The 22,127-nt window shown below is 62.2% G+C and carries 22 protein-coding genes; 13 read left to right on the forward strand and 9 right to left on the reverse strand.

Annotation, left to right across the window (positions count from 1 at the left end):
- Positions 1-14: 14 nt before the first annotated feature.
- The 4 genes from J7E36_RS25185 (at position 15) to rsd (ending at position 3,834) form a co-directional block, all read left to right on the forward strand.
- The gene (locus tag J7E36_RS25185; protein WP_231286329.1) at positions 15-1,148 is read left to right on the forward strand and encodes a uroporphyrinogen-III C-methyltransferase; all 1,134 of its coding nucleotides are present in this window, start codon (positions 15-17) and stop codon (positions 1,146-1,148) included.
- Positions 1,145-2,392 (forward strand): heme biosynthesis protein HemY, encoded by a 1,248-nt coding sequence (locus J7E36_RS03210; RefSeq protein ID WP_214999796.1) that lies wholly within the window; start codon positions 1,145-1,147, stop codon positions 2,390-2,392. Before J7E36_RS25185 ends, J7E36_RS03210 begins: the two co-directional genes overlap by 4 nt.
- Positions 2,393-2,657: 265 nt before the next feature.
- Positions 2,658-3,200 carry a disulfide bond formation protein B gene (locus J7E36_RS03215; RefSeq protein ID WP_214999798.1) on the forward strand — a complete coding sequence of 181 codons (543 nt, stop codon included), beginning with the start codon at positions 2,658-2,660 and terminating at the stop codon, positions 3,198-3,200.
- 175 nt (positions 3,201-3,375) lie between these two features.
- Positions 3,376-3,834, forward strand: a complete 459-nt coding sequence (rsd, locus tag J7E36_RS03220) for a sigma D regulator (RefSeq protein ID WP_214999800.1) — start codon at positions 3,376-3,378, stop codon at positions 3,832-3,834.
- 55 nt (positions 3,835-3,889) lie between these two features.
- On the opposite strand, the gene J7E36_RS03225 is transcribed toward rsd, so the two are convergent.
- Positions 3,890-4,555: an FKBP-type peptidyl-prolyl cis-trans isomerase gene (locus J7E36_RS03225; RefSeq protein ID WP_214999802.1), complete on the reverse strand. Its 666-nt coding sequence runs from the start codon at positions 4,553-4,555 to the stop codon at positions 3,890-3,892.
- Between the two features lie 191 nt (positions 4,556-4,746).
- On the opposite strand from J7E36_RS03225, the gene J7E36_RS03230 reads away from it, so the two are divergent.
- The gene (locus J7E36_RS03230; protein WP_214999804.1) at positions 4,747-5,871 is read left to right on the forward strand and encodes an AlgP family protein; all 1,125 of its coding nucleotides are present in this window, start codon (positions 4,747-4,749) and stop codon (positions 5,869-5,871) included.
- On the opposite strand, the gene J7E36_RS03235 is transcribed toward J7E36_RS03230, so the two are convergent.
- On the reverse strand, positions 5,868-6,332 hold the full coding sequence (locus J7E36_RS03235; protein WP_214999806.1) for a TIGR02444 family protein: 465 nt from the start codon (positions 6,330-6,332) through the stop codon (positions 5,868-5,870). The two genes, J7E36_RS03230 and J7E36_RS03235, sit on opposite strands and share 4 nt — an antisense overlap.
- A 50-nt stretch (positions 6,333-6,382) precedes the next feature.
- Between J7E36_RS03235 and J7E36_RS03240 the strand changes: the two genes are divergently transcribed.
- From J7E36_RS03240 to rhtB, 3 genes are all read left to right on the forward strand, one after another.
- Complete coding sequence (locus J7E36_RS03240) at positions 6,383-8,293, forward strand: ATP-binding cassette domain-containing protein (protein WP_214999808.1); 1,911 nt, start codon at positions 6,383-6,385, stop codon at positions 8,291-8,293.
- Positions 8,293-8,874 carry a mechanosensitive ion channel family protein gene (locus J7E36_RS03245; RefSeq protein WP_214999810.1) on the forward strand — a complete coding sequence of 194 codons (582 nt, stop codon included), beginning with the start codon at positions 8,293-8,295 and terminating at the stop codon, positions 8,872-8,874. The genes J7E36_RS03240 and J7E36_RS03245 overlap by 1 nt, the downstream gene beginning before the upstream one ends.
- Positions 8,875-8,975: 101 nt before the next feature.
- Positions 8,976-9,608 carry a homoserine/homoserine lactone efflux protein gene (rhtB, locus tag J7E36_RS03250; RefSeq protein WP_214999812.1) on the forward strand — a complete coding sequence of 211 codons (633 nt, stop codon included), beginning with the start codon at positions 8,976-8,978 and terminating at the stop codon, positions 9,606-9,608.
- Between the two features lie 76 nt (positions 9,609-9,684).
- On the opposite strand, the gene J7E36_RS03255 is transcribed toward rhtB, so the two are convergent.
- The 4 genes from J7E36_RS03255 to J7E36_RS03270 all read right to left on the reverse strand — a co-directional run bounded on the left by J7E36_RS03255 (position 9,685) and on the right by J7E36_RS03270 (position 12,925).
- Complete coding sequence (locus J7E36_RS03255; RefSeq protein ID WP_214999814.1) at positions 9,685-10,428, reverse strand: penicillin-binding protein activator LpoB; 744 nt, start codon at positions 10,426-10,428, stop codon at positions 9,685-9,687.
- A 3-nt stretch (positions 10,429-10,431) separates the two neighbouring features.
- Positions 10,432-11,019, reverse strand: coding sequence for a penicillin-binding protein activator LpoB (gene lpoB, locus J7E36_RS03260; protein WP_214999816.1), 588 nt, complete (start codon positions 11,017-11,019; stop codon positions 10,432-10,434).
- Between the two features lie 117 nt (positions 11,020-11,136).
- The gene (locus tag J7E36_RS03265) at positions 11,137-11,508 is read right to left on the reverse strand and encodes a YcfL family protein (protein ID WP_042731148.1); all 372 of its coding nucleotides are present in this window, start codon (positions 11,506-11,508) and stop codon (positions 11,137-11,139) included.
- 19 nt (positions 11,509-11,527) lie between these two features.
- Complete coding sequence (locus J7E36_RS03270) at positions 11,528-12,925, reverse strand: COG3014 family protein (protein ID WP_214999818.1); 1,398 nt, start codon at positions 12,923-12,925, stop codon at positions 11,528-11,530.
- Positions 12,926-13,240: 315 nt separating this feature from the next.
- Here J7E36_RS03270 and J7E36_RS03275 point away from each other — a divergent pair, with 315 nt between their 5' ends.
- Entirely contained in the window at positions 13,241-15,139 is a 1,899-nt protein-coding gene (locus J7E36_RS03275; RefSeq protein ID WP_214999820.1) for a cytochrome c/FTR1 family iron permease, read from the forward strand.
- Positions 15,139-15,594, forward strand: a complete 456-nt coding sequence (locus J7E36_RS03280; RefSeq protein WP_214999822.1) for a YaiI/YqxD family protein — start codon at positions 15,139-15,141, stop codon at positions 15,592-15,594. The genes J7E36_RS03275 and J7E36_RS03280 overlap by 1 nt, the downstream gene beginning before the upstream one ends.
- Before the next feature lie 124 nt (positions 15,595-15,718).
- On the opposite strand, the gene elbB is transcribed toward J7E36_RS03280, so the two are convergent.
- A complete protein-coding gene (elbB, locus tag J7E36_RS03285) occupies positions 15,719-16,387 on the reverse strand; it encodes an isoprenoid biosynthesis glyoxalase ElbB (RefSeq protein WP_214999824.1) in 669 nt (222 codons plus the stop codon).
- A gap of 123 nt (positions 16,388-16,510) precedes the next feature.
- Between elbB and J7E36_RS03290 the strand changes: the two genes are divergently transcribed.
- Positions 16,511-17,746 (forward strand): sterol desaturase family protein, encoded by a 1,236-nt coding sequence (locus J7E36_RS03290; protein WP_214999826.1) that lies wholly within the window; start codon positions 16,511-16,513, stop codon positions 17,744-17,746.
- Here J7E36_RS03290 and J7E36_RS03295 read toward each other — a convergent pair.
- Positions 17,727-18,350 carry a DedA family protein gene (locus J7E36_RS03295; protein ID WP_214999828.1) on the reverse strand — a complete coding sequence of 208 codons (624 nt, stop codon included), beginning with the start codon at positions 18,348-18,350 and terminating at the stop codon, positions 17,727-17,729. The genes J7E36_RS03290 and J7E36_RS03295 overlap by 20 nt on opposite strands.
- Before the next feature lie 203 nt (positions 18,351-18,553).
- Between J7E36_RS03295 and hemB the strand changes: the two genes are divergently transcribed.
- Together hemB and ppk1 are read left to right on the forward strand one after the other, a co-directional pair.
- Positions 18,554-19,567, forward strand: a complete 1,014-nt coding sequence (gene hemB / locus J7E36_RS03300) for a porphobilinogen synthase (protein WP_214999830.1) — start codon at positions 18,554-18,556, stop codon at positions 19,565-19,567.
- A gap of 17 nt (positions 19,568-19,584) precedes the next feature.
- Positions 19,585-21,798: a polyphosphate kinase 1 gene (gene ppk1 / locus J7E36_RS03305; RefSeq protein ID WP_214999832.1), complete on the forward strand. Its 2,214-nt coding sequence runs from the start codon at positions 19,585-19,587 to the stop codon at positions 21,796-21,798.
- Between the two features lie 167 nt (positions 21,799-21,965).
- On the opposite strand, the gene J7E36_RS03310 is transcribed toward ppk1, so the two are convergent.
- The coding region (locus tag J7E36_RS03310) for an FCD domain-containing protein (protein WP_214999844.1) at positions 21,966-22,127 on the reverse strand (162 nt) is incomplete at its 5' end.

Raw genomic sequence — 22,127 nt, forward strand, 5'->3', positions numbered from 1 at the left:
CAAAGGATGGATACGTGAGCGAAACAGCCTTGCCAAAAGAAGATCAAAACCAGCCGGCGCTCGATGCGCCGATTGAAAGTCCGGCCACCGTGGCGCCGCGTCGTGGCAACGGGCTGGCAATTATCGCGTTGTTGCTGGGTGCTGCCGGCGTGGCCGTAGGGGGTTGGGGCGTATGGCAGATGCGTCATCTGCAAGCCAACACCCAACAGCAGTCCGCCCAGGTCCAGGCACTGAACGATCAGGCCCAGACCCTCAAGCTCAACGAGCAACGCCTGACCGAGCGCCTGGCCCAGTTACCCCCTGCCGAAGAGCTGGAGGAGCGGCGGCGCCTGGTGGCCCAGCTGCAAGGCGATCAGCAGCACTTGAACCAGCGCCTGGAAACCGTGCTCGGTGCCAGCCGCAAGGACTGGCGCCTGGCAGAGGCCGAGCACCTGTTGCGTCTCGCCAGCCTGCGTCTTTCCGCCCTGCAGGACATCAACAGCGCTCAGGCCCTGGTCCAGGGCGCTGACGAAATCCTGCGCGAGCAGGACGACCCCGGGTCGTTCGCTGCCCGTGAACAGCTGGCAAAGACCCTCGCTGCACTGCGCAGCACCGAGCAACCGGATCGCACCGGGCTGTTCCTGCAACTGGGCGCCCTGCGTGAACAGGTGCAGCAGCTCACTGAGCTGGCGCCGGAATACAAGGACCGCGGTGAATCCCTGCTGGGCCTGACCGCCGATGGCGACGGTGCCAGCCGGTGGGCGCAGTGGTGGGACCAGCTCTCGCGTTACATCCGCATCGATTTCAATGCCGATGAAAACGTCCGTCCGCTCCTGGCCGGGCAAAGCCTGATGCAGGTGCGCCTGGCCTTGAGCCTGGCGCTGGAGCAGGCGCAATGGGCCGCTCTTAATGGACAAGCGCCGGTGTATACCCAGGCGCTGACCGAGGCGCGGGACGTGTTGAAGCACAACTTCAACCAGGACAACCCGCAAAGCAAAATCATGCTCGATCGCGTGGCCGAGCTGTCCAGCCAGCCAGTGACCGTGGTCACGCCGGACCTGACGGGCACCCTGAGCAGCGTCCAGGCCTACCTTGAGCGGCGCAACCTGAATGCCGAAGAATCGGTCAAGCCGCTGCCCAAACCGGGCACGCAGGAGACCACGCCATGAAGCGTCTCTACGTGATTCTGTTCGTGGTCATCGCTGCTGCCGCGTTGTTGGGCATGGCGATCGCCGAGCATTCGGGTTACGTGCTGGTGGCGTACAAGAACTTTCGTTACGAAGCCGGCCTGTGGGTCACCCTGGCGCTGGTGGCACTGCTCTGGCTGGTGTGGAAGGGCGTGAGCGCCTTGATCGGGCTGGTGACCACCTCCGGTGGCGTGGTCAACCCATGGTCGCGGCGCAACCGCAGCCGTCGCGTGCAAGTGGCGATCGAACACGGCCAGTTGGACCTGGCCGAAGGTCGTTGGGCCAGCGCCCAGCGGCACCTGCACCGTGCCGCCGAGGCCGAACGCCAGCCGCTGCTGTATTACCTGGGTGCTGCCCGAGCGGCGAATGAACAGGGGCTTTACGAGCAAAGCGACAGTCTGCTGGAGCGCGCCCTGGAACGTCAGCCCCAGGCAGAGTTGGCGATCGCGCTGACGCACGCGCAGTTGCAGACCGACCGGGGTGATACCGAAGGTGCATTGGGTACGCTGCAAGCCATGCATGAGCGTCACCCCCACAACGCCCAGACCCTGCGTCAGTTGCAACGGCTGCATCAGCAGCGCGGTGACTGGTCGGCAGTGATCCGGCTGTTGCCGGAGCTGCGCAAGGACAAGGTGCTGCCCGCCGCTGAACTGGCTGAACTGGAGCGTCGGGCATGGGGCGAGAACCTCACCCTGGCGGCCCACCGTGAAGAGGATGGCAGTGTTGGTCTGCAATCGCTGAACCGCGCCTGGCAGCAACTGACCTCGGCCCAGCGCCAGGAGCCGGCGCTGGTGTTGGCTTACGCCGAGCAATTGCGGCAGCTCGGGGCCCAGGTCGAGGCCGAAGAGGTGTTACGAGTTGCACTCAAGCGTCACTACGACAGCCATCTGGCGCGTCTGTACGGGTTGGTGCGCGGCAGCGATCCGACTCGACAACTGCAGACCGCTGAAGGTTGGCTCAAGGACCATCCGGCCGATCCGAGCCTGCTGCTCACGCTGGGGCGTCTCTGCTTGCAAAACAGTTTGTGGGGCAAGGCGCGGGATTACCTGGAAAGCAGCCTACGAGTCCAGCGCAACCCTGAAGCCTGCGCCGAGCTGGCGCGGCTGCTGGCGCAACTGGGCGATGCCGAGCGCAGCAATCAATTGTTCCAGGAAGGGTTGGGGCTGTTGGACGAGCGCCTGTTGGCCGCGCCACTGCCGGTTTCGGCGCAGGTCGTGTCCAACTGAAGCGCGCCTGGGCCCGTGGCGAGGGAGCAAGCTTCCTCGCCACGGGATTGATCCCTCAGAGGATCATCAGCCGCCGCTGATCTCTGTGAGTCTGGAGGCATTTAGCACTGCCATCAGCAAAGTCCTACAGCGGCTGGTACTAAGTCCTGTTGTCTCTGTCGGGAATTCCCTACATCCCTGGTGAAGTGTCTGCGTGGCCCCGCCTTGAAAGGCCCGAGGGCTTTCCTCTACCGTAACTACTTGTCTCTTCTGTTACGGAATCGCCATGTTTTCGGCTTGCTCACGCTTCGTGTTTCTCATGGCTTCCATCGCCGCGGCCCTGGCCCTGGGCATCGCCAGTTACCTGGAATATTCGGTCGGCCTGACGCCATGCAGCCTCTGTGTCTTGCAGCGTATATGCCTGATGCTGTTCCTGGTGAACAGCCTCGTGGCTTGCGTGCACGGCCCAAGGCGCAAGGGCAGCATTTTCTATGGCGTCACGGCATGGGTATTTTCGTCGGGGGGAATGACGTTGGCGTGGCATCAGGTCCTGATCCAGAGTCGTTCGATCCAGCTATTAGCTGATTGCGTGGGGCCGTTCAGCCGGGCGCAATCCTGGTGGTATGCGCTGCATCGCGTCCTCGATGGTGCGGTTGACTGCGCGAATATCTCCTGGACGCTGTTCGGCCTGAGCATCCCGGAATGGAGCCTGTTGTTTTTTCTTGCGGTGTCTGTCGCGATGACCTGCTTGCTGCTGCGCCTTGTCCGCAATGCTCTGGCACGACCGCTCGGCGGCGATACATCGCAGTTGGCCCGGGCCGTGGATTAAACACTTGTATGAACTTTATCTCCTGCGTACCTTGAAGCGGTTGTCGTGCGGGCATAATCTGGCCCGCACGTGTTATTGGAATTGTGCCACTCGATCATGTTGTGTCTGGCTTGTCCCTGAACATTCAGGCGTATGCAGGCTGCGAGGGGCATGACTCACAAGGGAAGAAATCACCATGCTCGAAAGTTGTCAGAATGCTCAGGAACGCTGGGGTGGGGTGCATCTGCTGATCGATCGTTGGTTGCAGGAGCGTCACGAGCTGGTTCGAGCCTACGACGCCCTTGGCGACAAGCCTGAAGTGCTGAGCGAAAGCCGCAAACCCTTGCAGGAGTTCTGCGGTGTACTGGTCGACTATGTGTCGGCCGGTCATTTCGAGATCTACGAACAACTGACGGGCGAAGCCAAGGCCTTCAACGACAAGCGCGGCCTGGAACTCGCCGAGCAGATCTATCCGCGAATCGACGTCATCACCGAGAAACTGCTGGCGTTCAATGACCTGTGCGATGAAGGCAAATGCGTCGCGGAGAAATTCAAGGAGCTGGGTGGCTTGCTGCATGAGCGCTTCGAACTGGAAGATTGCCTGATCGAAGTGCTGCACAACGCTCACAAGGAAGAAGCCGCGGTCCAGGCCTGAAGGCTTCGCGGTCTAAAAACGGTGCGCATTGCGCACCGTTTTCGTTTGGGCGCCGTCAGGTCGTCGCACCCAGCAATTCGATTTCAAACACCAATGGCGTGAAGGGCGGGATCACATCCCCGGCCCCTTCGGCACCGTAGGCCTGGGTCGAAGGAATCACCAGTCGCCACTTCGCGCCTACTGGCATCTGCGGCAACGCGCTGCGCCAGCCATCAATCACGCTGTCGAGATTGAACCACTGTGCCTGGCGGTTGGAGTCGAATACGGTGCCGTCCGGCAATCGGCCGGTATACAACACCTGGACCTTGCCATGGGGGCCTGCCTTTGCGCCTTTGCCTGGTTTGAGTTCGGTCAACAGGATGCCGTCCGCGAGTTGCTGGACACCGGGGCGGCTCTTTTCTTCGTTGAGAAACTTCTGCTCCATCTTCAACGCTTTCTCGGCCTGCGGCGTCGTCGACTGCGCTGTCAGTTGTGCCTGGTGCTCAGCCAGGATCTGTTCGATGCGTTCATCCTTGAGCGCCAGCGGCTTGCCCAGATAGGCCTGTTGCAGGCCTTCGATCAACGCCTGGATTTGCAGGTCGGGTACGTCCTGGCGCAAGCGTTCACCCAGGCTCGCGCCGAGGCTGTAAGCCAGATCACGGGCATCGTTTGTGCTGGTTTTTTCAGCGGCCTGAGCCATGGCGCAACTCACGCACAAGAATAGAAACAGGTGACGCAACATGGGGGAACTCCGGCCTCGAATCGAGGGATTATGCCAGTGCCGATATCGGTAGAGATGAATTGCTCAGACGTTGATGCAGAAGATTTTTCGTACCTTGCAACGCAACGGCTTGTGTACTGTCAACATGCCCTAGCGGCGGTTGTAGCAGAGGTCTAGTATGAGCCGCACTCACGTCAGTCAGGAGGTAAACCATGTCGGCCACCAAGAAGCCTGTAAACACTCCGTTGCACTTACTCCAACAACTCTCGGGCAGCCTGCTCGAACATCTGGAAAATGCCTGCTCCCAAGCCCTGGCTGATGCTGAAAAACTGCTCGCCAAACTGGAAAAACAACGCGGCAAGGCGCAGGAAAAACTGCACAAGTCGCGCACCAAATTGCAAGGCGCAGCCACTGCTGGCAAGGCCAAGGCACAAGCCAAGGCCAAAGACGGTGTGAAAGAACTCGAAGACCTGCTCGACGCACTGAAAGATCGTCAGTCCGAAACCCGCGCCTACATTCTGCAACTCAAGCGTGATGCCCAGGAAAGCCTGAAACTGGCCCAAGGTGTGGGTCGCGTACAAGAGGCTGCCAGCAAGGCGCTGACCCTTCGTGCTGCCAAGCCTGCTGCTGTATCGGCCAAGAAGCCAGCCGCTAAACCCACCCCGGCAAAAACACCGGCCAAAGTGGCAGCCAAATCCGCTGCAAAAGCACCGGCCAAGACCGCGAGCAAGCCGGCTGCCAAAGCGGTCGCTGCGAGTGCTGCAAAACCTGCGGCAAGAAAATCGGCCGCCAGAACTGCTGCCAAGCCAACTGCCAAAACTGCAGCCGCCAAACCTGTGGCAAAAGCTGCGACTAAACCGGTTGCCAAAACCACCGCCGCCAAACCCGCAGTGACGAAAACCGCCGCAGCTAAACCGGCTGCTAAAACGACTGCAAAAACCGCTGCTGCGAAACCAGCGGCCAAACCAGCGGCAACTAAGACCACCGCCGCCAAACCCGCTGCTGCCAAGTCTGCTGTAAAAGCCGCTGCCAAGCCTGCCGCTGCCAAAGCACCTGTTAAAGCCCCAGCCAAAGCTGCGGCAAAACCTGCTACGGCAAAACCTGCTGCCAAGCCAGCTGCCACCAAGCCTGCCGCTGCAAAAGCGCCTGCCAAGCCGGCGGCTAAACCTGCGGTGAAAAAACCAGCCGCCGCGAAGCCGTCGACCGCACCTGCTGCCAAGCCGGCAACCGCAGCCCCGGCAGCCGCTTCTGCTTCAACCGCCAGTACTCCGACCCCGACGGTCAGCCCGTCCGCTTCCGTGGCGCCAAGCACCAGCACCCCAACCAGCGCTTCCTAAATGCCGGACACCGCGACGCGCAGCTGATGCAGCGCGTCATGGTTCGCTGGGTCGGTATTCGCCGCCAGCGCTTGCAGCCATTGCGCTGAGTCCTTGTTTTGTGCCGCGGGCCAATCCTTGGTCGCCGCTTCCAATCGCTCCAGCAACCGCCGTTCGGCTTCCAGTTCCAGTCGCTTGACCTGTTCGCGCAGGTTCTCCAGTGCCGAGTCTTGTAGTACGTTGGTTTTCCATTGAGTGCGAAGCGCGCGCAATGGCTGCACCACTTCTCTGTCCCAGGGTTCGAGCAGTTCTCGAAGCTGTTGCAGCCGTTGTTCGCTATAGGCCACGCCGCGCTGTTCCAGCCACAGGCCACAAAGCAGCAGGCAGACAGGGCTGCCGGCGTCCTGTGCCGCCAGGCAAGCGGCTTCTACGCCAGGCCTGGCATAGAGGTCGAGGGAAAAGCTCCAAAGGTCAAGGGACATCGTGCTACTCGCGCCAGTTGCGAGCGAAGCTGGTAGACTCCGCCGCCATTATGATCCGACTTCAGAACCTGACTTTACAGCGTGGCCCGCAACGTCTGCTAGAAGACGCCGAGCTGACCCTGCACGCCGGCCACAAAGCCGGCCTCATCGGTGCCAACGGCGCCGGCAAATCGAGCCTGTTCGCCTTGCTCCGCGGTGAGCTGCACCCGGACTCGGGCAATTGCCTGCTGCCGGCCGACTGGCGTATTGCCCACATGCGCCAGGAGGTCGATACCCTTGAGCGCCTGGCGGTGGACTACGTGCTCGACGGCGACTTGCGTCTGCGTCAGGTGCAACGCGACCTGGCGGCGGCCGAAGCGGCCCACGACGGCGCGGCGCAGGCCCGCCTGCACTCGGAGCTCGACAGCGCCGATGGCTACACCTCCGATGCCCGCGCGCGCAAACTGCTCGCCGGCCTGGGGTTTACCAATGAACAGATGGACCGCCAGGTCGGGGACTTCTCCGGCGGCTGGCGGATGCGCCTGAACCTGGCGCAGGCCTTGATGTGCCCTTCGGATCTGCTGTTGCTCGATGAGCCGACCAACCACCTGGACCTGGACGCGATCATCTGGCTCGAAGACTGGCTCAAGAGCTATCCGGGCACGTTGCTGCTGATCTCCCACGACCGCGACTTCCTCGATGCGGTGGTCGATCACGTCGCCCATGTCGATCAACGCAAGCTGACCTTGTACCGTGGCGGCTACAGCGCCTTCGAGCGCGCCCGTGCCGAGCGCCTGGCCCAGCAACAGCAGGCCTACGAGAAACAGCAGGCGCAACGTGCGCACATGGAAAGCTACATCGCCCGCTTCAAGGCCCAGGCCACCAAGGCCCGCCAGGCCCAGAGCCGGATCAAGGCGCTGGAGCGGATGGAAGAGCTGTCGGCCGCCCACGTCGATTCGCCGTTCGATTTCGTCTTCCGCGAATCGAGCAAAATCTCCAGCCCGTTGATCGACCTGTCCGACGCACGCCTGGGCTACGGCGACAAGACCGTGCTGGAGAAGGTCAAGCTGCAGCTGACCCCCGGTGCGCGGATCGGCCTGCTGGGGCCTAACGGTGCCGGTAAGTCGACCCTGATCAAAAACCTCTCCGGTGACCTCCAGCCGTTGGGCGGGCGCCTGACCCGTGGCGAAAACACCGTGGTCGGTTACTTCGCCCAACATCAACTCGACTCCCTCGATTCCAAGGCCAGCCCGTTGTTGCACCTGCAACGCCTGGCGCCGACCGAGCGCGAGCAGGTCCTGCGCGATTTTCTCGGTGGCTTCGACTTCCGTGGCGCGCGCATCGACGAGCCGGTGCTGAATTTTTCCGGTGGCGAAAAGGCTCGCCTGGCATTGGCGTTGATCGCCTGGGGCCGGCCGAACCTGTTGCTGCTCGACGAACCGACCAACCACCTGGACCTGGAAATGCGCCTGGCCCTGACCATGGCCTTGCAGGAATTCAGCGGCGCGGTGCTGGTGGTGTCCCACGATCGGCATCTGCTCAAGAGCACCACGGACAATTTCTTCCTGGTGGCTGACGGCAAGGTCGAGGAGTTCGACGGCGATCTGGAGGACTACGCACGCTGGCTGGTGGATTATCGCCAGCGCAACGCGCCGGTCAGTACCACCCCGGTCAACCCGGACAAGACCGACAAGAAGGCCCAGCGCCAGGCCGCCGCCGCGTTGCGTCAGCAACTGGCGCCCCACAAGCGCGAGGCCGACAAGCTCGAAGCCGAACTGGGCAAGCTGCATGAAAGGCTGCAGAAAATCGAAACCAGCCTGGGTGACAGCGGTCTCTACGAGGCGGCGCGCAAGGATGAGTTGCGTGACCTGCTGGCCGAACAGGCCAAGCTGAAAGTTCGCGAAGCAGAGCTGGAGGAAGCCTGGATGCAAGCCCTGGAGTTGCTGGAAAACCTGCAAGCGGAGCTGGAGGCATTGTCCTGATGGAAGCGTTGGCGTTGCCTGTCCCCGTCACGTGGATCGAGCCGATCTGGCTCGGGGTGCAAATCCTGCTGATCCTGCTGGTCGGTTATCTTGCACAACGTTTCGTGGCACGCGCCCTCACGGGCCTTGGCGAACGTTATCCCTTTCCGCCACAGCTGCTGATCATCCTGCGGGGTGTGTTGCGCTGGCTGATCATGGGCAGCGCGGTGTTGATCGTGCTCGAGCGCCTGGGCGTCTCGGCCACGGTGCTGTGGACCGCGCTGTCGGGTTTCGTCGCGGTGGCGGCGGTGGCGTTCTTCGCCATCTGGAGCGTCTTGTCGAACCTGCTCTGCGCCGTACTCATCTACACCGTCGGACCGTTTCGCCTGGGTGACGTGGTCGAGCTGGTGGACGCCACCGACAAACCCGGCATCAAGGGCCGAGTGGTCGCGATCAATCTGCTCTACACCACCCTGATCGAACCCGAGGAGCTCGGCACCGGCAGCGCCATGGTGCAAGTGCCCAACAGTCTGTTCTTCCAGCGTTCGGTCCGGCGCTGGCGCGGCAGCGAGGCATTCCCGGTGGGTGGTTTCGTCGAATAGCGTGGCGTTCATTCCTCGCGAGTCGATGCAAAAAAACAGTGGTCAACCGCGCAACGGGGTATTAGCGTAGTCGTTTCGACGAATCCGAGCCGAGGTGTGCAATGGTCCTGGAAACATGGCTGGCGTTTTTCGCCGCCTGCTGGGTGATCAGTCTTTCGCCGGGTGCCGGTGCCATTGCATCGATGTCCAGCGGCCTGCAATACGGTTTCTGGCGCGGCTACTGGAATGCCCTGGGCCTGCAACTGGGCCTGGCGTTGCAGATTGCGATCGTGGCGGCCGGTGTGGGGGCGATCCTCACGGCGTCGGCCACCGCGTTCTATGCGATCAAGTGGTTCGGTGTGGCCTATCTGGTCTACCTGGGCATCAAGCAGTGGCGAGCCATCCCAAGCGATATCAGCGACGATGCGGCCGTGCGGCCTATCGGCAAGCCCTTGGCGCTGGTGTTTCGCGGGTTCCTGGTGAACATCAGCAACCCCAAGGCCCTGGTGTTCATGCTGGCGGTGCTGCCGCAGTTCATCGATCCCCACGCCCCCTTGCTCAAGCAGTACCTGATCCTGGGCGTGACCATGATCTGCGTCGACCTTGTCGTCATGGCCGGTTACACCGGACTGGCGTCGAAAGTCCTGCGCCTGTTGCGCACGCCGAAACAGCAACGACGGATGAACCGCACGTTTGCCGGTCTGTTCATCGGCGCAGCGGGGTTGTTGGCGACGATTCGCAAGGCGGCGGTGTAACCGCACCGTTCAACACGCCACCTGTGACGGGGGAGCAAGCTCCCTCGCCACATAAGCCTCTATCCAGTGGTTGGGCTCAGCGCAAAATCACCGGCGCCGTATCCCGTGGCAGGTTGTTGCGCTGCGCGGGCTCGCGGGGTGCTTCGTAGCTCGGACCACCGAGCTGTTCGCTCATCTGCCGCGCCACGTCTTCACCCAGAGCCTTGGACACATCGCGCACCACCCGCGGGCGGTTGAGGCTGATGTGCACGTCCCGGTGGTTCAGCAGCTTGGTGTCCTGGCCTTCGCCCATGGCGGTGAACGCCGAGGTAATCTCGAAGGTCTTGGTGTTGATCAGGCTGAAGTCCGCCACCAGGGTCAACGCCAGCACCGCCGAGTAGCTGTTGGTGTTGGCCAGCTCGTTGATGTCGCGGGTGAAATCGATGTCCGACACCGTACCGAACAGCACGTAGTCGGCACCCTTGAAGTTCCCGGCCTTGATGCGCTTGATGACGTCATGGACGTCGCCCTTGGACGCAGCGGTGTAGGGCGTGCCCTGCACCAGCTGGAACATTCCGCTGCGCAGAATCTCGCCCTTGATGTCACCGGTGAACTTGCGCAGCTCACCCTGCTCGATGTAGCTGCTGGTGGCTTCCATCTCGTCGTAGCTCGACGAAGCGCTGGCGCTGTAGGCGTTCGCCTGGAAGTTGCTCTGGGCCGAAACGGTGTGGATGTATTCCTCCACCCGTTCCTGATATGCCAGGTCAGTGACCGCGACTTTCGGGGCCGCCTGCGCGCCGAACGCACAGGCCAGGGCCATGATGCCAATCCATGTGCGCATGACTCAGCGCTCCGTGGTCTTGCGGATTTCTTTCTCATCCATCCACTCGGCCAGACCGCTTTCGACGTCGATCAATTGCAGGCTGAATTTGTAGAAGACGTCCTTGTAGTCGCTGCTGCGCTTGACGATGGAGCTGATGGAACCCTCGATACGGTACTTGGCCGCGATCATGTTGCCGGTCTTGGCTACGGTGTTTTTCTTGTACAGGCCGCTCTGGTTCTGCAGCTTGAGTTGGTCGACCTGGCTGTCCATGGCGTTGTTGTCGCTGGCGAATCGCGCCGCGCCGGTCTTCATCAGTTGGGTCTTGATGCTGGTGGTGATTTCGCGCGTGTCGATGTACTCGCTGGTCTTGTTCTTCACGTCATAGACCTGCACCACGGGACGACCCTGCAGAACACCGGATTGGGCCAGCGAGCGGGTCATGGACTCGGCGATCATTTGCAGGTCGGTGGAGCCGAACTCGTTGGTCACGGTTTCCACGGCCTTGGTGTCGCCATAGCTGATGTTCTTGTTACCCAGCACCGGCGAGTTGTTGGCGCAGCCGCTGACCAGCAGGACGGCGAGGGCTAGGGAGGAAATGCGTAGGAACATGTGGAGGCTCTCGAAAACTGAATAAGGAATGACGCGTGATGCCAGTCAGTCAACAAACTGTGGGAGCGAGCCTGCTCGTCGCCATCGCGAGCAGGCTCGCTCCCACAGGGTTTGCCTTTAAGGCGTATTGATCTCCAGACGGAAGTCCACGGCCTTGGGCGTCGGCGCGATGGCCGGCAGGAACTTGGTCTGTTCGCCGTACAGCGTCAGGGTTTTCCAGGTTTCTTCCTCGGCGATCGGAAAGCCTTCCGGCCCCAGCCAGGCAAAGCGGTAATACATCGTCTTGTTGTTGTAGCTGGTGTTGCTCAGCTGCACATTGACCGTCATGTAGCCGTTTTCCCGGGCCACGCGCATGGCGCCGACCACGATGTTCTTGGTCTTGCCCATGGCCACGACTTTGCTGGCGGCGGTGCCCGGCTCCGGTGGCGGCGGGGTGGCGCAACCGGCCAGCAAGGCCAGGGCGCCGACGGCGATCAGTTTTAAACGCATGTGAACAAAGACTCCGTTCTTAAGGTTGTTTGAGGCTGGCGACCGCGCTCGGGTTGGCGCTCGGGACCACCTGGGCCGCCAGGCCGCCGGCGAAGACCTGATTGCCCACCGCCCGCAGGCTGATGACCTGGTAGCGCTGGTCCACGTTGACCTTGACCACCGAACCACCCACCGCACTCGGGAGGGTGACCTGGTGCTCGCCCTTCTTCAGGCGCAGGCGTACCACTTGGGTGTAATCGGGCAGTGTGCGCCAGGTGCGGGTGTCGGCACCTTCAAGCACCGCCGAGGTGATACCCACGGCCAGGCCGGCCAGGGGATTGGTGTCGTTGATCTGCTTTTGCGCCACGCCTTTGGTGATGGCGCGCACGGTGGTACGCAGGATGATGCCGGGCATGTCGTCGCGCAGGGCGCGGCGGGACATGGCGGTGGTGCTACTGAGCTGGGTCAGGTCCATCTGGCGGCCGTCGACACCGATCTGGGCGAAGGTGGCCGTGGAGGTGTCAGGCTTGATCACCGGGAACGACAGCGGGGTGATTACCAGGTGGCCACTGATCGGCAAGGGCAGGGGAATACGCATTGAGTCCCGGGACGGCGCCAGGCCGCTCTGCACCACGATCAGGATATCGCTGTCGTCGTTCCTGGCGGCCGGTTTGTCGAGGTTGAGCAGGGCCTGCTCCAGCAGCGGCGTGTTGGGCCGCAGTTCGGCGGCCGTGCGATAACCCGGTGCAGCCAGGTCCTTTTCGCCCAGGGCTTCGTAGACGAAGCCGGCCAGGTAATGGCTGAACGCACTCTGGTAACTGTTTTTCAGGCTGACCACTTCCGGCGCGTCGAGACTGGCCACCGGGTAGCCCTTGAGGTCCTTGTATTCGGTCTTGACCCCGTGCTCTTCGGCTTCTTCTTCGCGCTTGAGGTATTCCTTGTCCCGCAGGTCGGCAATTACCGCTTCGCGTTCGTGGGTTTTCTTGATCTGGGTCCGTGCACCATCGAAGTCGTTCACGGCCAGCAGGTTCAGGGCCATCTGCGTGGTCAGCATGACTTTTTCGTAGTCGTAGCCTTCGTAGCGACGGACCTTGTCGTTAACCAGGAAACTGCCGAATTGGGCCACGTACTTGGCGGTGTCGAGTTTGACCGCGTCTTCCCACTGGCCAACCTGTCGGTCGGCACTGTTCCAGGCCGTCTGGCTGCCGGACAGGTCGCCCTTGGCGCGCAGCAGCTCACCTTTCTCGAAATAATACAGCAGGTCCTTGTCCTGGCTGGTGTTGTTCTTTTCCAGCAGGGTCAACGCTGCGTCGACGTTGCCGGAAGCCAGCTGCTGGTTGGTCTGGGCCAGTTCGCTGTCGTAGTTGCGAAAGGCGGTACAGCCGGACAGCAAGGTAATCGCACCAAGGGCGACCGAGAAAACGGCACGGGATGCCATGGACATTTCTTCCCTGAATAGCAGCCGGGGTGTGCGGGTCGGGCTGGGGCGATCCCACGGACGAGCGTCGAGACGCTGTCTGTTCCTCATAAAAAGAGGCGCTTTTATGCCCTCTGATAATAAGAAGGCGGCGGGATTATAAACATGGCGATTGGCTATGTAATGGCTTTTCAATTCCGTGATGCTGTTTTTGTGATATCACACCCAAAGCATGAATTTCCGATGAAAAAATGCCGCCAAATCATCTCGGCTCTTGAGCCAAAGTCATTGGAAGTGAACAATGTGTTACTTCTTATTACCAATCGAGAGTCATTCATGACTGCCCCGTTCCGTTTCCTGGCCTGGCTTGTGCTGTCGATGCTGGCACTGAGCAGCCCGTCACTGCTGGCCGATACTGTCGAGGGCGCCCCCCAGGCGCTGCACCTGTTGGATTATATCGGGGCGGATTATCCGGCGACGGTCGACGCGGGCAAGGTCATCGACGATGCCGAATACCGCGAGCAACTTGAATTTACCCAGGTATTGGAAGGACTGATCGCCGGGCTGCCGGCCAAGCCGGAAAAGGCTGAGCTGAGCCAGGGCATCAGTGCCCTGCGCAATGCAATCAGCCAGCGCCAGGACGGCGGCGATGTTGCCCGTCAGGCGCGGCAATTGGGGGCGAAGCTGGCAGTGGCGTATGAAGTCAGCCAGGCACCGATCATCACCCCGGATCCCACCCGCGGCGCACCGCTGTATGCCCAGAACTGCTCGGTGTGCCACGGTGCCAATGGTGCCGGCGATGGCCCAGCCGGTGTCGGCCTGGAACCGCCGCCCGCCAACCTGCGAGACGGCCAGCGCCTGGATCGCCTGAGTCTCTACGCGATCTACAACACCCTGGGCATGGGGATCGAAGGCACGGACATGCCGGCCTTCGCCGATCAACTCGATGACCGTCAGCGCTGGGACCTGGCGACCTACATCGCCAGCTTCAGCGTCGACCCGGCTGCCGCCAGAACTGAACAGACCTACAACCTCGCCGACCTCGCTCGCCAGACGCCCGCCGAAGTCCTCGCCGCCCAAGGGCCCGCAGCGGCGGCAACGTTCCGCGCCCAGCGCGCTCAGCCGCCGCAGGTGCAGCGCGGTCCGGCGCAGTTGCTCGACTACACCGCCGCCACGCTGGACAAGAGCATCGCGGCTTATCGCGCTGGCGACCACGACCAGGCCTATGACCTGTCGGTAGCGGCTTACCTGGAAGGTTTCGAGCTGGTGGAAAGCTCGCTGGATAACGTCAATGCCAACGTGCGCAAGGACACGGAAAAGTCCCTGATGGCCTACCGTCAGTCGCTGCAGGACGGCTTGCCGATCGAACAGGCTACTCAGCGTCTGGACGCGGCCAAGGCGAAATTGAAACAGTCTGCGGGCCTGCTGGGCGGCGATGGCTTGAGCTGGTCGCTGAGCTTCATCTCCGGTCTGCTGATTCTGCTACGCGAAGGCCTGGAAGCGATCCTGGTGCTGGCCTCGATTCTGGCGTTCCTGCGCAACACCGGCCAGGAATCGGCGGTGCGTAGCGTCAACATGGGCTGGGGCCTGGCGTTGCTGGCCGGCCTGGGGACCTGGGGGCTGGCCGCCTATGTGATCGACGTCAGCGGCGCCCAGCGCGAACTGCTCGAAGGTGCGACGGCATTGTTCGCCAGCGTGATGGTGCTGTGGCTGGGTGTATGGATGCACGACCGTCGCCACGCGGCTGCCTGGCAGGATTACATCAAGAGCAGCCTGGTGGGCGGCGGGGGCCGTTTCGGTTTTGCCATCCTGGCGTTTTTCTCGGTCTATCGCGAACTGTTCGAAGTGATCCTGTTCTACGAAACCCTCTGGTTGCAGGCCGGCCCTGCCGGGCACAACGCGGTGCTGGCTGGCGGCGCGACGGCGCTGGTCTTGCTGGTCGGCTTGGCCTGGGTGATCCTGCGCGGCTCGGCGAAGCTGCCGCTGGCATTGTTCTTCAGCATCAACGCCGGGTTGTTGTGCGCCCTGTCCGTGGTGTTCGCCGGCCATGGCGTGAAGGCCTTGCAGGAAGCCGGAATCTTCGGCACCCGTCCGGTGGCGTTCTTCGATTTCGATTGGCTGGGCATCCATGCCGACGCCTACTCGCTGACCGCCCAAGTGATCGCGATCCTGGCGATCGTCGTGCTGTATGGCCGCAGTTGGGTGGCAGAGAAGCGCAGGGTGCAGGTGTCCTGATGCGCGTATGGATCGACGCTGACGCCTGCCCCAAGCCGGCGAAGGAACTGGTGGTCAAGTTCGCCTTGAAGCGCCAGTTCGAAGTGGTCCTGGTGGCCGGTCAGCCACAGATCAAGCCGGCCCTGGCCTGCGTGAAACTGATCGTGGTGCCCAGCGGGCCTGACGCGGCGGACGATTACCTGGTGGAACACGCCGAACCGGGTGAACTGGTGATCTGCAGCGACGTGCTCTTGGCCGATCGGTTGGTGAAGAAGGGCGTCGCCGCGCTGGACCCCCGGGGCAAGGAGTTCGATGCTCAGAACATGGGCGAGCGGCTGGCGGTGCGCAACCTGTTCACCGATCTGCGTGAGCAAGGCCATGTCGGCGGTGGCCCGGCGGCTTACAGGGAGCGGGACAAGCAGGGGTTTGCCAATGCGTTGGATCGGATACTCACGCGGTTGGCGCGCGTGACCTGAATCTCGCCGGGAACCCCTGTGGGAGCGAGCTTGCTCGCGAATGCGCCGGTTCAGCTGGCATATCTGATGGCTGATAGACCTCATTCGCGAGCAAGCCCGCTCCCACATTGGAGGGTGGCTGTGCTCAGGCATCGTTCTCGTGCGTCAGCTCCAGCACCCGGTCCACCAGTTTGTTGATGCCCGAAGCCGCTTCGCTGATGCTTTGCGCCAGCATGTAGGCCGGGGTGCTGACCAGTTTGCGCGCGGTGTCCTCGACGATGTCGGTGACGGCACAGTCCTCGTGGGTGCCGCCCATTTTGCTCACGGCCGCCGCTGTATCGGCGTCGTTGCCGATGGTGCAGGTCACACCTGGCCCGTAGATTTTTGCCGCCAGGGCCGGCGAGATGCAAATCAGGCCCACCGGTTTACCGGCCTCGGCGAAGGCCTCGGCCAGTGCCAGGACTTCTGGCTGGACGCTGCAACCTGCACCTTCGACGGCAAAGTTGGAGAGATTTTTTGCCGAGCCAAAGCCGCCGGGCACGATCAACGCGTCGAAATCCTCGGCCCTGGCCTCGCGCAGGTCCTTGACGTTGCCCCGGGCGATCCGCGCTGACTCGACCAATACGTTGCGACTCTCGGGCATCTCTTCACCGGTCAGGTGATTGATCACATGCAACTGCGCGATGTTGGGGGCGAAACACTGGACCTGGGCGCCGCGCTGGTCGAGGCGCAGCAAGGTGATCACACTTTCGTGGATCTCGGCGCCGTCATACACGCCGCAGCCGGAAAGGATCACTGCAATTTTTTTGCTCATGGGTTTTTCTCCAGATTCATGGCGTTAAATGTCCACTAATTTGTCATTCGTTGCCATAGGGTTATCCGGCAGCTACACCTAACCTGCCGACTGTCTCCCTGCTATGCCTGCCCGGATTGCATCATGAATTTCATTCTGTATGCCGTGCCGTTCTTCTTCGTCCTGATTGCCGTCGAGTTGCTGGCTGATCGCTGGCGTGGGGTGAGCCATTACCGCGTGGCCGATGCGATCAACAGCCTGAGCACCGGCGTGCTCTCCACCACCACCGGCTTGCTGACCAAGGGCGTGGGCCTGTTGACCTACGCCTTTGCGTTGAAACACCTGGCCGTCCTCCAGTTGCCAGCCGACCGAGCCTGGGTCTGGGTGTTTGCGTTTGTGCTCTACGACTTCTGCTATTACTGGCTGCACCGCATGGGCCATGAACGCAACATCCTCTGGGCCGCCCATTCGGTGCATCACCAGAGCGAGGACTACAACCTGTCCACCGCGTTGCGCCAGACCAGTACCGGGTTCTTGTTGAGCTGGATTTTCTACCTCCCGCTCGCCGTGGTCGGCGTGCCGCTGGTGGTGTTCGTCAGCGTCGCAGCGCTGAATCTGCTGTATCAGTTCTGGGTCCACACCCAGCATATTCCCAAGCTCGGCTGGCTGGAGTGGTGCTTCGTCACGCCATCCAATCATCGTGCCCACCATGCACAGAACGCTCTCTACATGGATCGCAACTACGGCGGGGTGTTCATTATTTGGGACCGTCTGTTGGGCACCTTCCAGGAAGAGGACGACAACGAACCGGTCATTTTCGGCGTGACCACGCCGCTGGCCAGCTGGAATCCGTTGTGGGCCAACCTGCAGTTCTACGCACAGTTGTGGGCGGATGCGCGACGGACCGAACGCTGGTGGGACAAGCTGCGGATCTGGTTCATGCCCACCGGTTGGCGGCCGGCAGACGTGGAGGCCAGGTACCCGTTGAGCAAGCCGGACCTGAGTCGGTTCGAAAAATTCGAGGTGCCGCTGGACGGGCGTCAGCAGGGGTACGTGGCAGTGCAGTTTTGCGCCTACATCGCGCTGGGCAGCTACTTGATGAACCTGGAAACGAGCCTGTCGGGCGCCGCTCTGGTACTGGGCTGGGGCGCGGTGGCGCTGGGTTTGTTCGTGCTGGGGGTGGCCTTGGAGAATCGCCCGTGGGCGCTGCGGTTGGAGCTGGTTCGGCTGGCGTCATGCCTGCTGCTGGTGTGGCTGGCGCCGCTGGCCGGGCTGTGGCCGGGCGGGCCCCTGGCCTGGGTCGGCGTGCTCAGCTACAGCCTGCTCAGCGGCATCGGCCTGTATTGCTGCCGCAGCCGGTTTACTCGGTTGGCGTCGTAGGTTCGCCGCCCCGGGCCTGTTCCAGCCGCTCGGCTTCGAGGACCTTGCGGGCCAAGCGGGCATTCTTGATACGTCGGCGTATCCACAATCCGAAACCCAGCACCAGCAAGCTGCCGAGGACCCACAATTCGTACTTCTTGATGCTGGGCAGAATGGTTTCGAGCGCGGCGCCGAAGTGGTACGCCGCGGCGGCCAGCGCCGTGGCCCAGACGGCCGCGCCGATGCCGTTGAGCAACAGGTAGCGGCCCGGCGGATAGCCCGACAGGCCGATGGCCACTGGCATCACCGTGCGCAAGCCGTAGACGAAACGAAAGCTCAAGACCCAGATGTCCGGGTGCTTGCGAATGTGCTCCAGCGCGCGATCACCCATCAATTGCCAGCGCGGCTTGCGCGCCAGCAACTTGCGCCCGTGCTTGCGACCCAGGAAATACCACAGCTGATCGCCCGCGTAGCTGCCGCAGAACGCCACCACCACCACGAGGTTGATGTCCATGTAGCCGCGGAACGCCAGGAAACCTGCGAGCACGAGGATGGTTTCACCCTCGAAGAACGTGCCGATGAACAGGGCCAGGTAGCCGAAGTCGTGTAGAAATTGCTGGAGCATTGTTTAGGTGCTGGCGAAATGAACGCGCAGCCTAACCCTTCAGGCACATTCAGGAAAGTATCGAAATGTGTCTCGACGTGAACATTTCCTACAACGACAATAACTGCGACGACAGGTCACAGCTGCACACAACTGTCATACGTTCGTCATAATGGCCGCTTATAACTGTCACGCTCGCCCGTCAGCGGGCTCAGGAGTCTGCCGTGAGCTTTACCCCCGCCAACCGTCTGTTCCCTGCTACCCGCCTGCGTCGCAATCGCCGTGATGAGTTCTCTCGTCGGCTGGTGCGTGAAAACGTGCTGACCACCGATGACCTGATCCTGCCGGTGTTTGTGCTGGACGGTGAGAACCGTCGCGAAGCGGTGGCGTCGATGCCTGGGGTAGAGCGCCTGACCATCGACCTGTTGCTCGAAGAAGCCGCCACCTGGGTCGAACTGGGCATTCCGGCGCTGGCGCTGTTCCCGGTCACGCCGTCGGGCCTCAAGTCCCTGGACGCCGCCGAGGCGTGGAACCCGGATGGGATCGCCCAACGCGCGACCCGCGCCCTGCGCGCGCGCTTCCCGGAGCTGGGGGTGATCACCGACGTGGCGCTGGACCCGTTCACCACCCACGGGCAGGATGGCATTCTCGATGAAGAGGGCTATGTGCAGAACGACATCACCGTCGATGCGCTGGTCCGACAAGCGTTGTCCCACGCCGAGGCGGGTGCCCAGGTGGTGGCGCCGTCGGACATGATGGACGGGCGTATCCAGGCGATCCGCGAGGCCCTTGAAGTGGCCGGCCACGTCAACGTGCGGATCATGGCCTACTCGGCCAAGTACGCCAGCGCCTATTATGGGCCGTTCCGCGATGCGGTCGGCTCGGCCCTGAACCTGGGCAAGGCGAACAAGGCCTCTTATCAGATGGACCCGGCCAACAGCCACGAAGCCTTGCACGAAGTTGCCGCCGACTTGTCAGAAGGCGCAGACATGGTCATGGTCAAGCCAGGCATGCCCTACCTCGACATTCTTTGCCGGGTCAAAGACGAATTCAAAGTGCCGACCTTTGTTTATCAGGTCAGCGGCGAGTACGCCATGCACATGGCGGCGATCCAGAACGGTTGGCTGGGCGAAGGGGTGATCCTCGAGTCCCTGACCGCTTTCAAGCGCGCAGGCGCTGATGGCATCCTGACTTACTTCGCCGTGCGCGCCGCCCAATTGTTACGAGAGCAGAAATAGCCTCCCAGGAACTTGCGATGAATACCGAAGGACTCTCTGAAGTTGCCGTAAAAGACGCTCAGCCCGTGGTCGAGCAAATCGCCGAAACCCCACCGGAGCTGGAGCCCGCTCCCCCGGCGGTCAACGAGCCCGCGCCGGTGCCGGCGATTGCGGTCCCCAACCTGGATGACAGCAGCCTGTACATCCACCGCGAGCTGTCGCAACTGCAGTTCAATATCCGCGTGCTGGAGCAGGCGCTGGACGAGTCCTATCCGTTGCTGGAGCGCCTGAAGTTCCTGCTGATCTTTTCCAGCAACCTGGATGAGTTCTTCGAAATCCGCGTTGCCGGTCTGAAGAAGCAGATCACCTTCGCCCGTGAGCAGGCCGGTGCCGACGGCCTGCAGCCGCATCAGGCCCTGGCGCGCATCAGCGAGCTGGTCCACGGCCATGTGGATCGCCAGTACGCGATCCTCAACGACATCCTGTTGCCGGAGCTGGAAAAGCATCAGGTCCGCTTCATTCGTCGGCGCAACTGGAACACCAAGATCAAGACCTGGGTGCGCCGTTACTTCCGCGATGAAATCGCACCGATCATCACCCCGATCGGCCTCGACCCGACGCACCCGTTCCCGTTGCTGGTCAACAAGAGCCTGAACTTCATCGTCGAACTGGAGGGCGTCGACGCCTTTGGTCGCGATTCCGGCCTGGCGATCATTCCCGCGCCACGCCTGCTGCCGCGCATCATCCGCGTGCCGGAAGACGTCGGCGGCGCCGGCGATAACTATGTGTTCCTGTCGTCGATGATCCACGCCCACGCCGATGACCTGTTCCAGGGCATGAAGGTGAAGGGTTGCTACCAGTTCCGCCTGACCCGCAACGCCGACTTGTCGGTGGACACCGAAGACGTTGAAGACCTGGCCCGCGCCCTGCGCGGCGAGCTGTTCTCCCGCCGCTACGGTGACGCGGTGCGCCTGGAAGTGGCCGATACCTGCCCGAAACAGTTGTCCGACTACCTGCTCAAGCAGTTCAACCTGCACGAGACCGAGCTGTATCAGGTCAATGGCCCGGTCAACCTGACCCGGTTGTTCAGCATCACCGGCCTGGACAGCCACCCGGAACTGCAATACCTGCCATTCACGCCGCAGATTCCGAAACTGCTGCAGAACAGCGAGAACATCTTCAGCGTGGTCAGCAAGCAGGACATCCTGTTGCTGCACCCGTTCGAGTCGTTCACGCCGGTGGTCGACCTGCTGCGCCAAGCCGCCAAGGACCCTCACGTCCTGGCGGTGCGCCAGACCCTGTATCGCAGCGGTGCCAACTCGGAAATCGTCGACGCCCTGGTGGACGCGGCGCGAAACGGCAAGGAAGTCACGGCAGTGATCGAATTGCGCGCGCGTTTCGATGAAGAGTCCAACCTGCAACTGGCCAGTCGCCTGCAAGCGGCGGGCGCGGTGGTGATCTACGGCGTGGTCGGCTTCAAGACCCACGCCAAGATGATGTTGATCCTGCGCCGCGAAGCCGGTGAGATCGTGCGGTATGCGCACTTGGGCACCGGCAACTACCACGCCGCCAACGCCCGCCTGTACACCGACTACAGCCTGCTGACCTCTGACGACGCCTTGTGCGAAGACGTCGGCAAACTGTTCAGCCAGTTGATCGGCATGGGCAAGACGCTGCGCATGAAGAAGCTGTTGCATGCGCCGTTCACCCTGAAGAAGGGCATGCTCGACATGATCGCCCGGGAGACGCAGTTCGCCCTGGACGGCAAGCCGGCCCACATCATTGCCAAGTTCAACTCGCTGACCGATCCGAAGATCATCCGTGCGTTGTACAAGGCCAGCCAGTCAGGCGTGCGAATCGACCTGGTGGTGCGGGGCATGTGCTGCCTGCGGCCGGGCATCCCGGGGGTGTCCCATAACATCCACGTGCGCTCGATCATCGGGCGTTTCCTGGAGCATACGCGGGTGTTCTACTTCTTAAACGGCGGCGAGGAGCAGATGTTCCTGTCCAGCGCCGACTGGATGGAGCGCAACCTCGACAAACGGGTGGAGACCTGCTTCCCGGTGGAAGGCAAGAAGCTCGTCCTGCGGGTCAAGAAGGAGCTGGAAAGCTACCTCACCGACAACACCCACAGCTGGAGCTTGCAGTCGGACGGCCGTTACATCCGCAACACACCGACCGGCAACCAGAACCCGCGCAGCGCCCAGGCGACCTTGCTGGAGCGCCTGAGCAGCCCGGTGTTGGCGGTTTAACCAAGATGGATGGGGGCGCTGGAACATAAAGCCTGTGGGAGCGGGCTTGCTCGCGAAGGCGGCGGTTCAGTGGCACATCTGCTGGCTGACACACCGCTTTCGCGAGCAAGCCCGCTCCCACAGGGGATCGCGGCTTCCCGAAAGATGGGGTGGCTGACTGGCTGGGCTTAATGGCTGGTTGGCAGAAACTCAAACAACGTCTTGCACACCCCGGCAATGTGTTCGTCCAGCAGCTTCACAGCCCGTTCGACATCACCGGCACGGCAGGCGTCGAGGATTTCCCGGTGCTCGTGGTCGGCGCGTTCCTTGCCGGCCGAAAGGCTCATCTG

Source organism: Pseudomonas fluorescens (genome assembly GCF_018614775.1).
Taxonomy (GTDB): Bacteria; Pseudomonadota; Gammaproteobacteria; order Pseudomonadales; family Pseudomonadaceae; genus Aquipseudomonas; species Aquipseudomonas fluorescens_BY.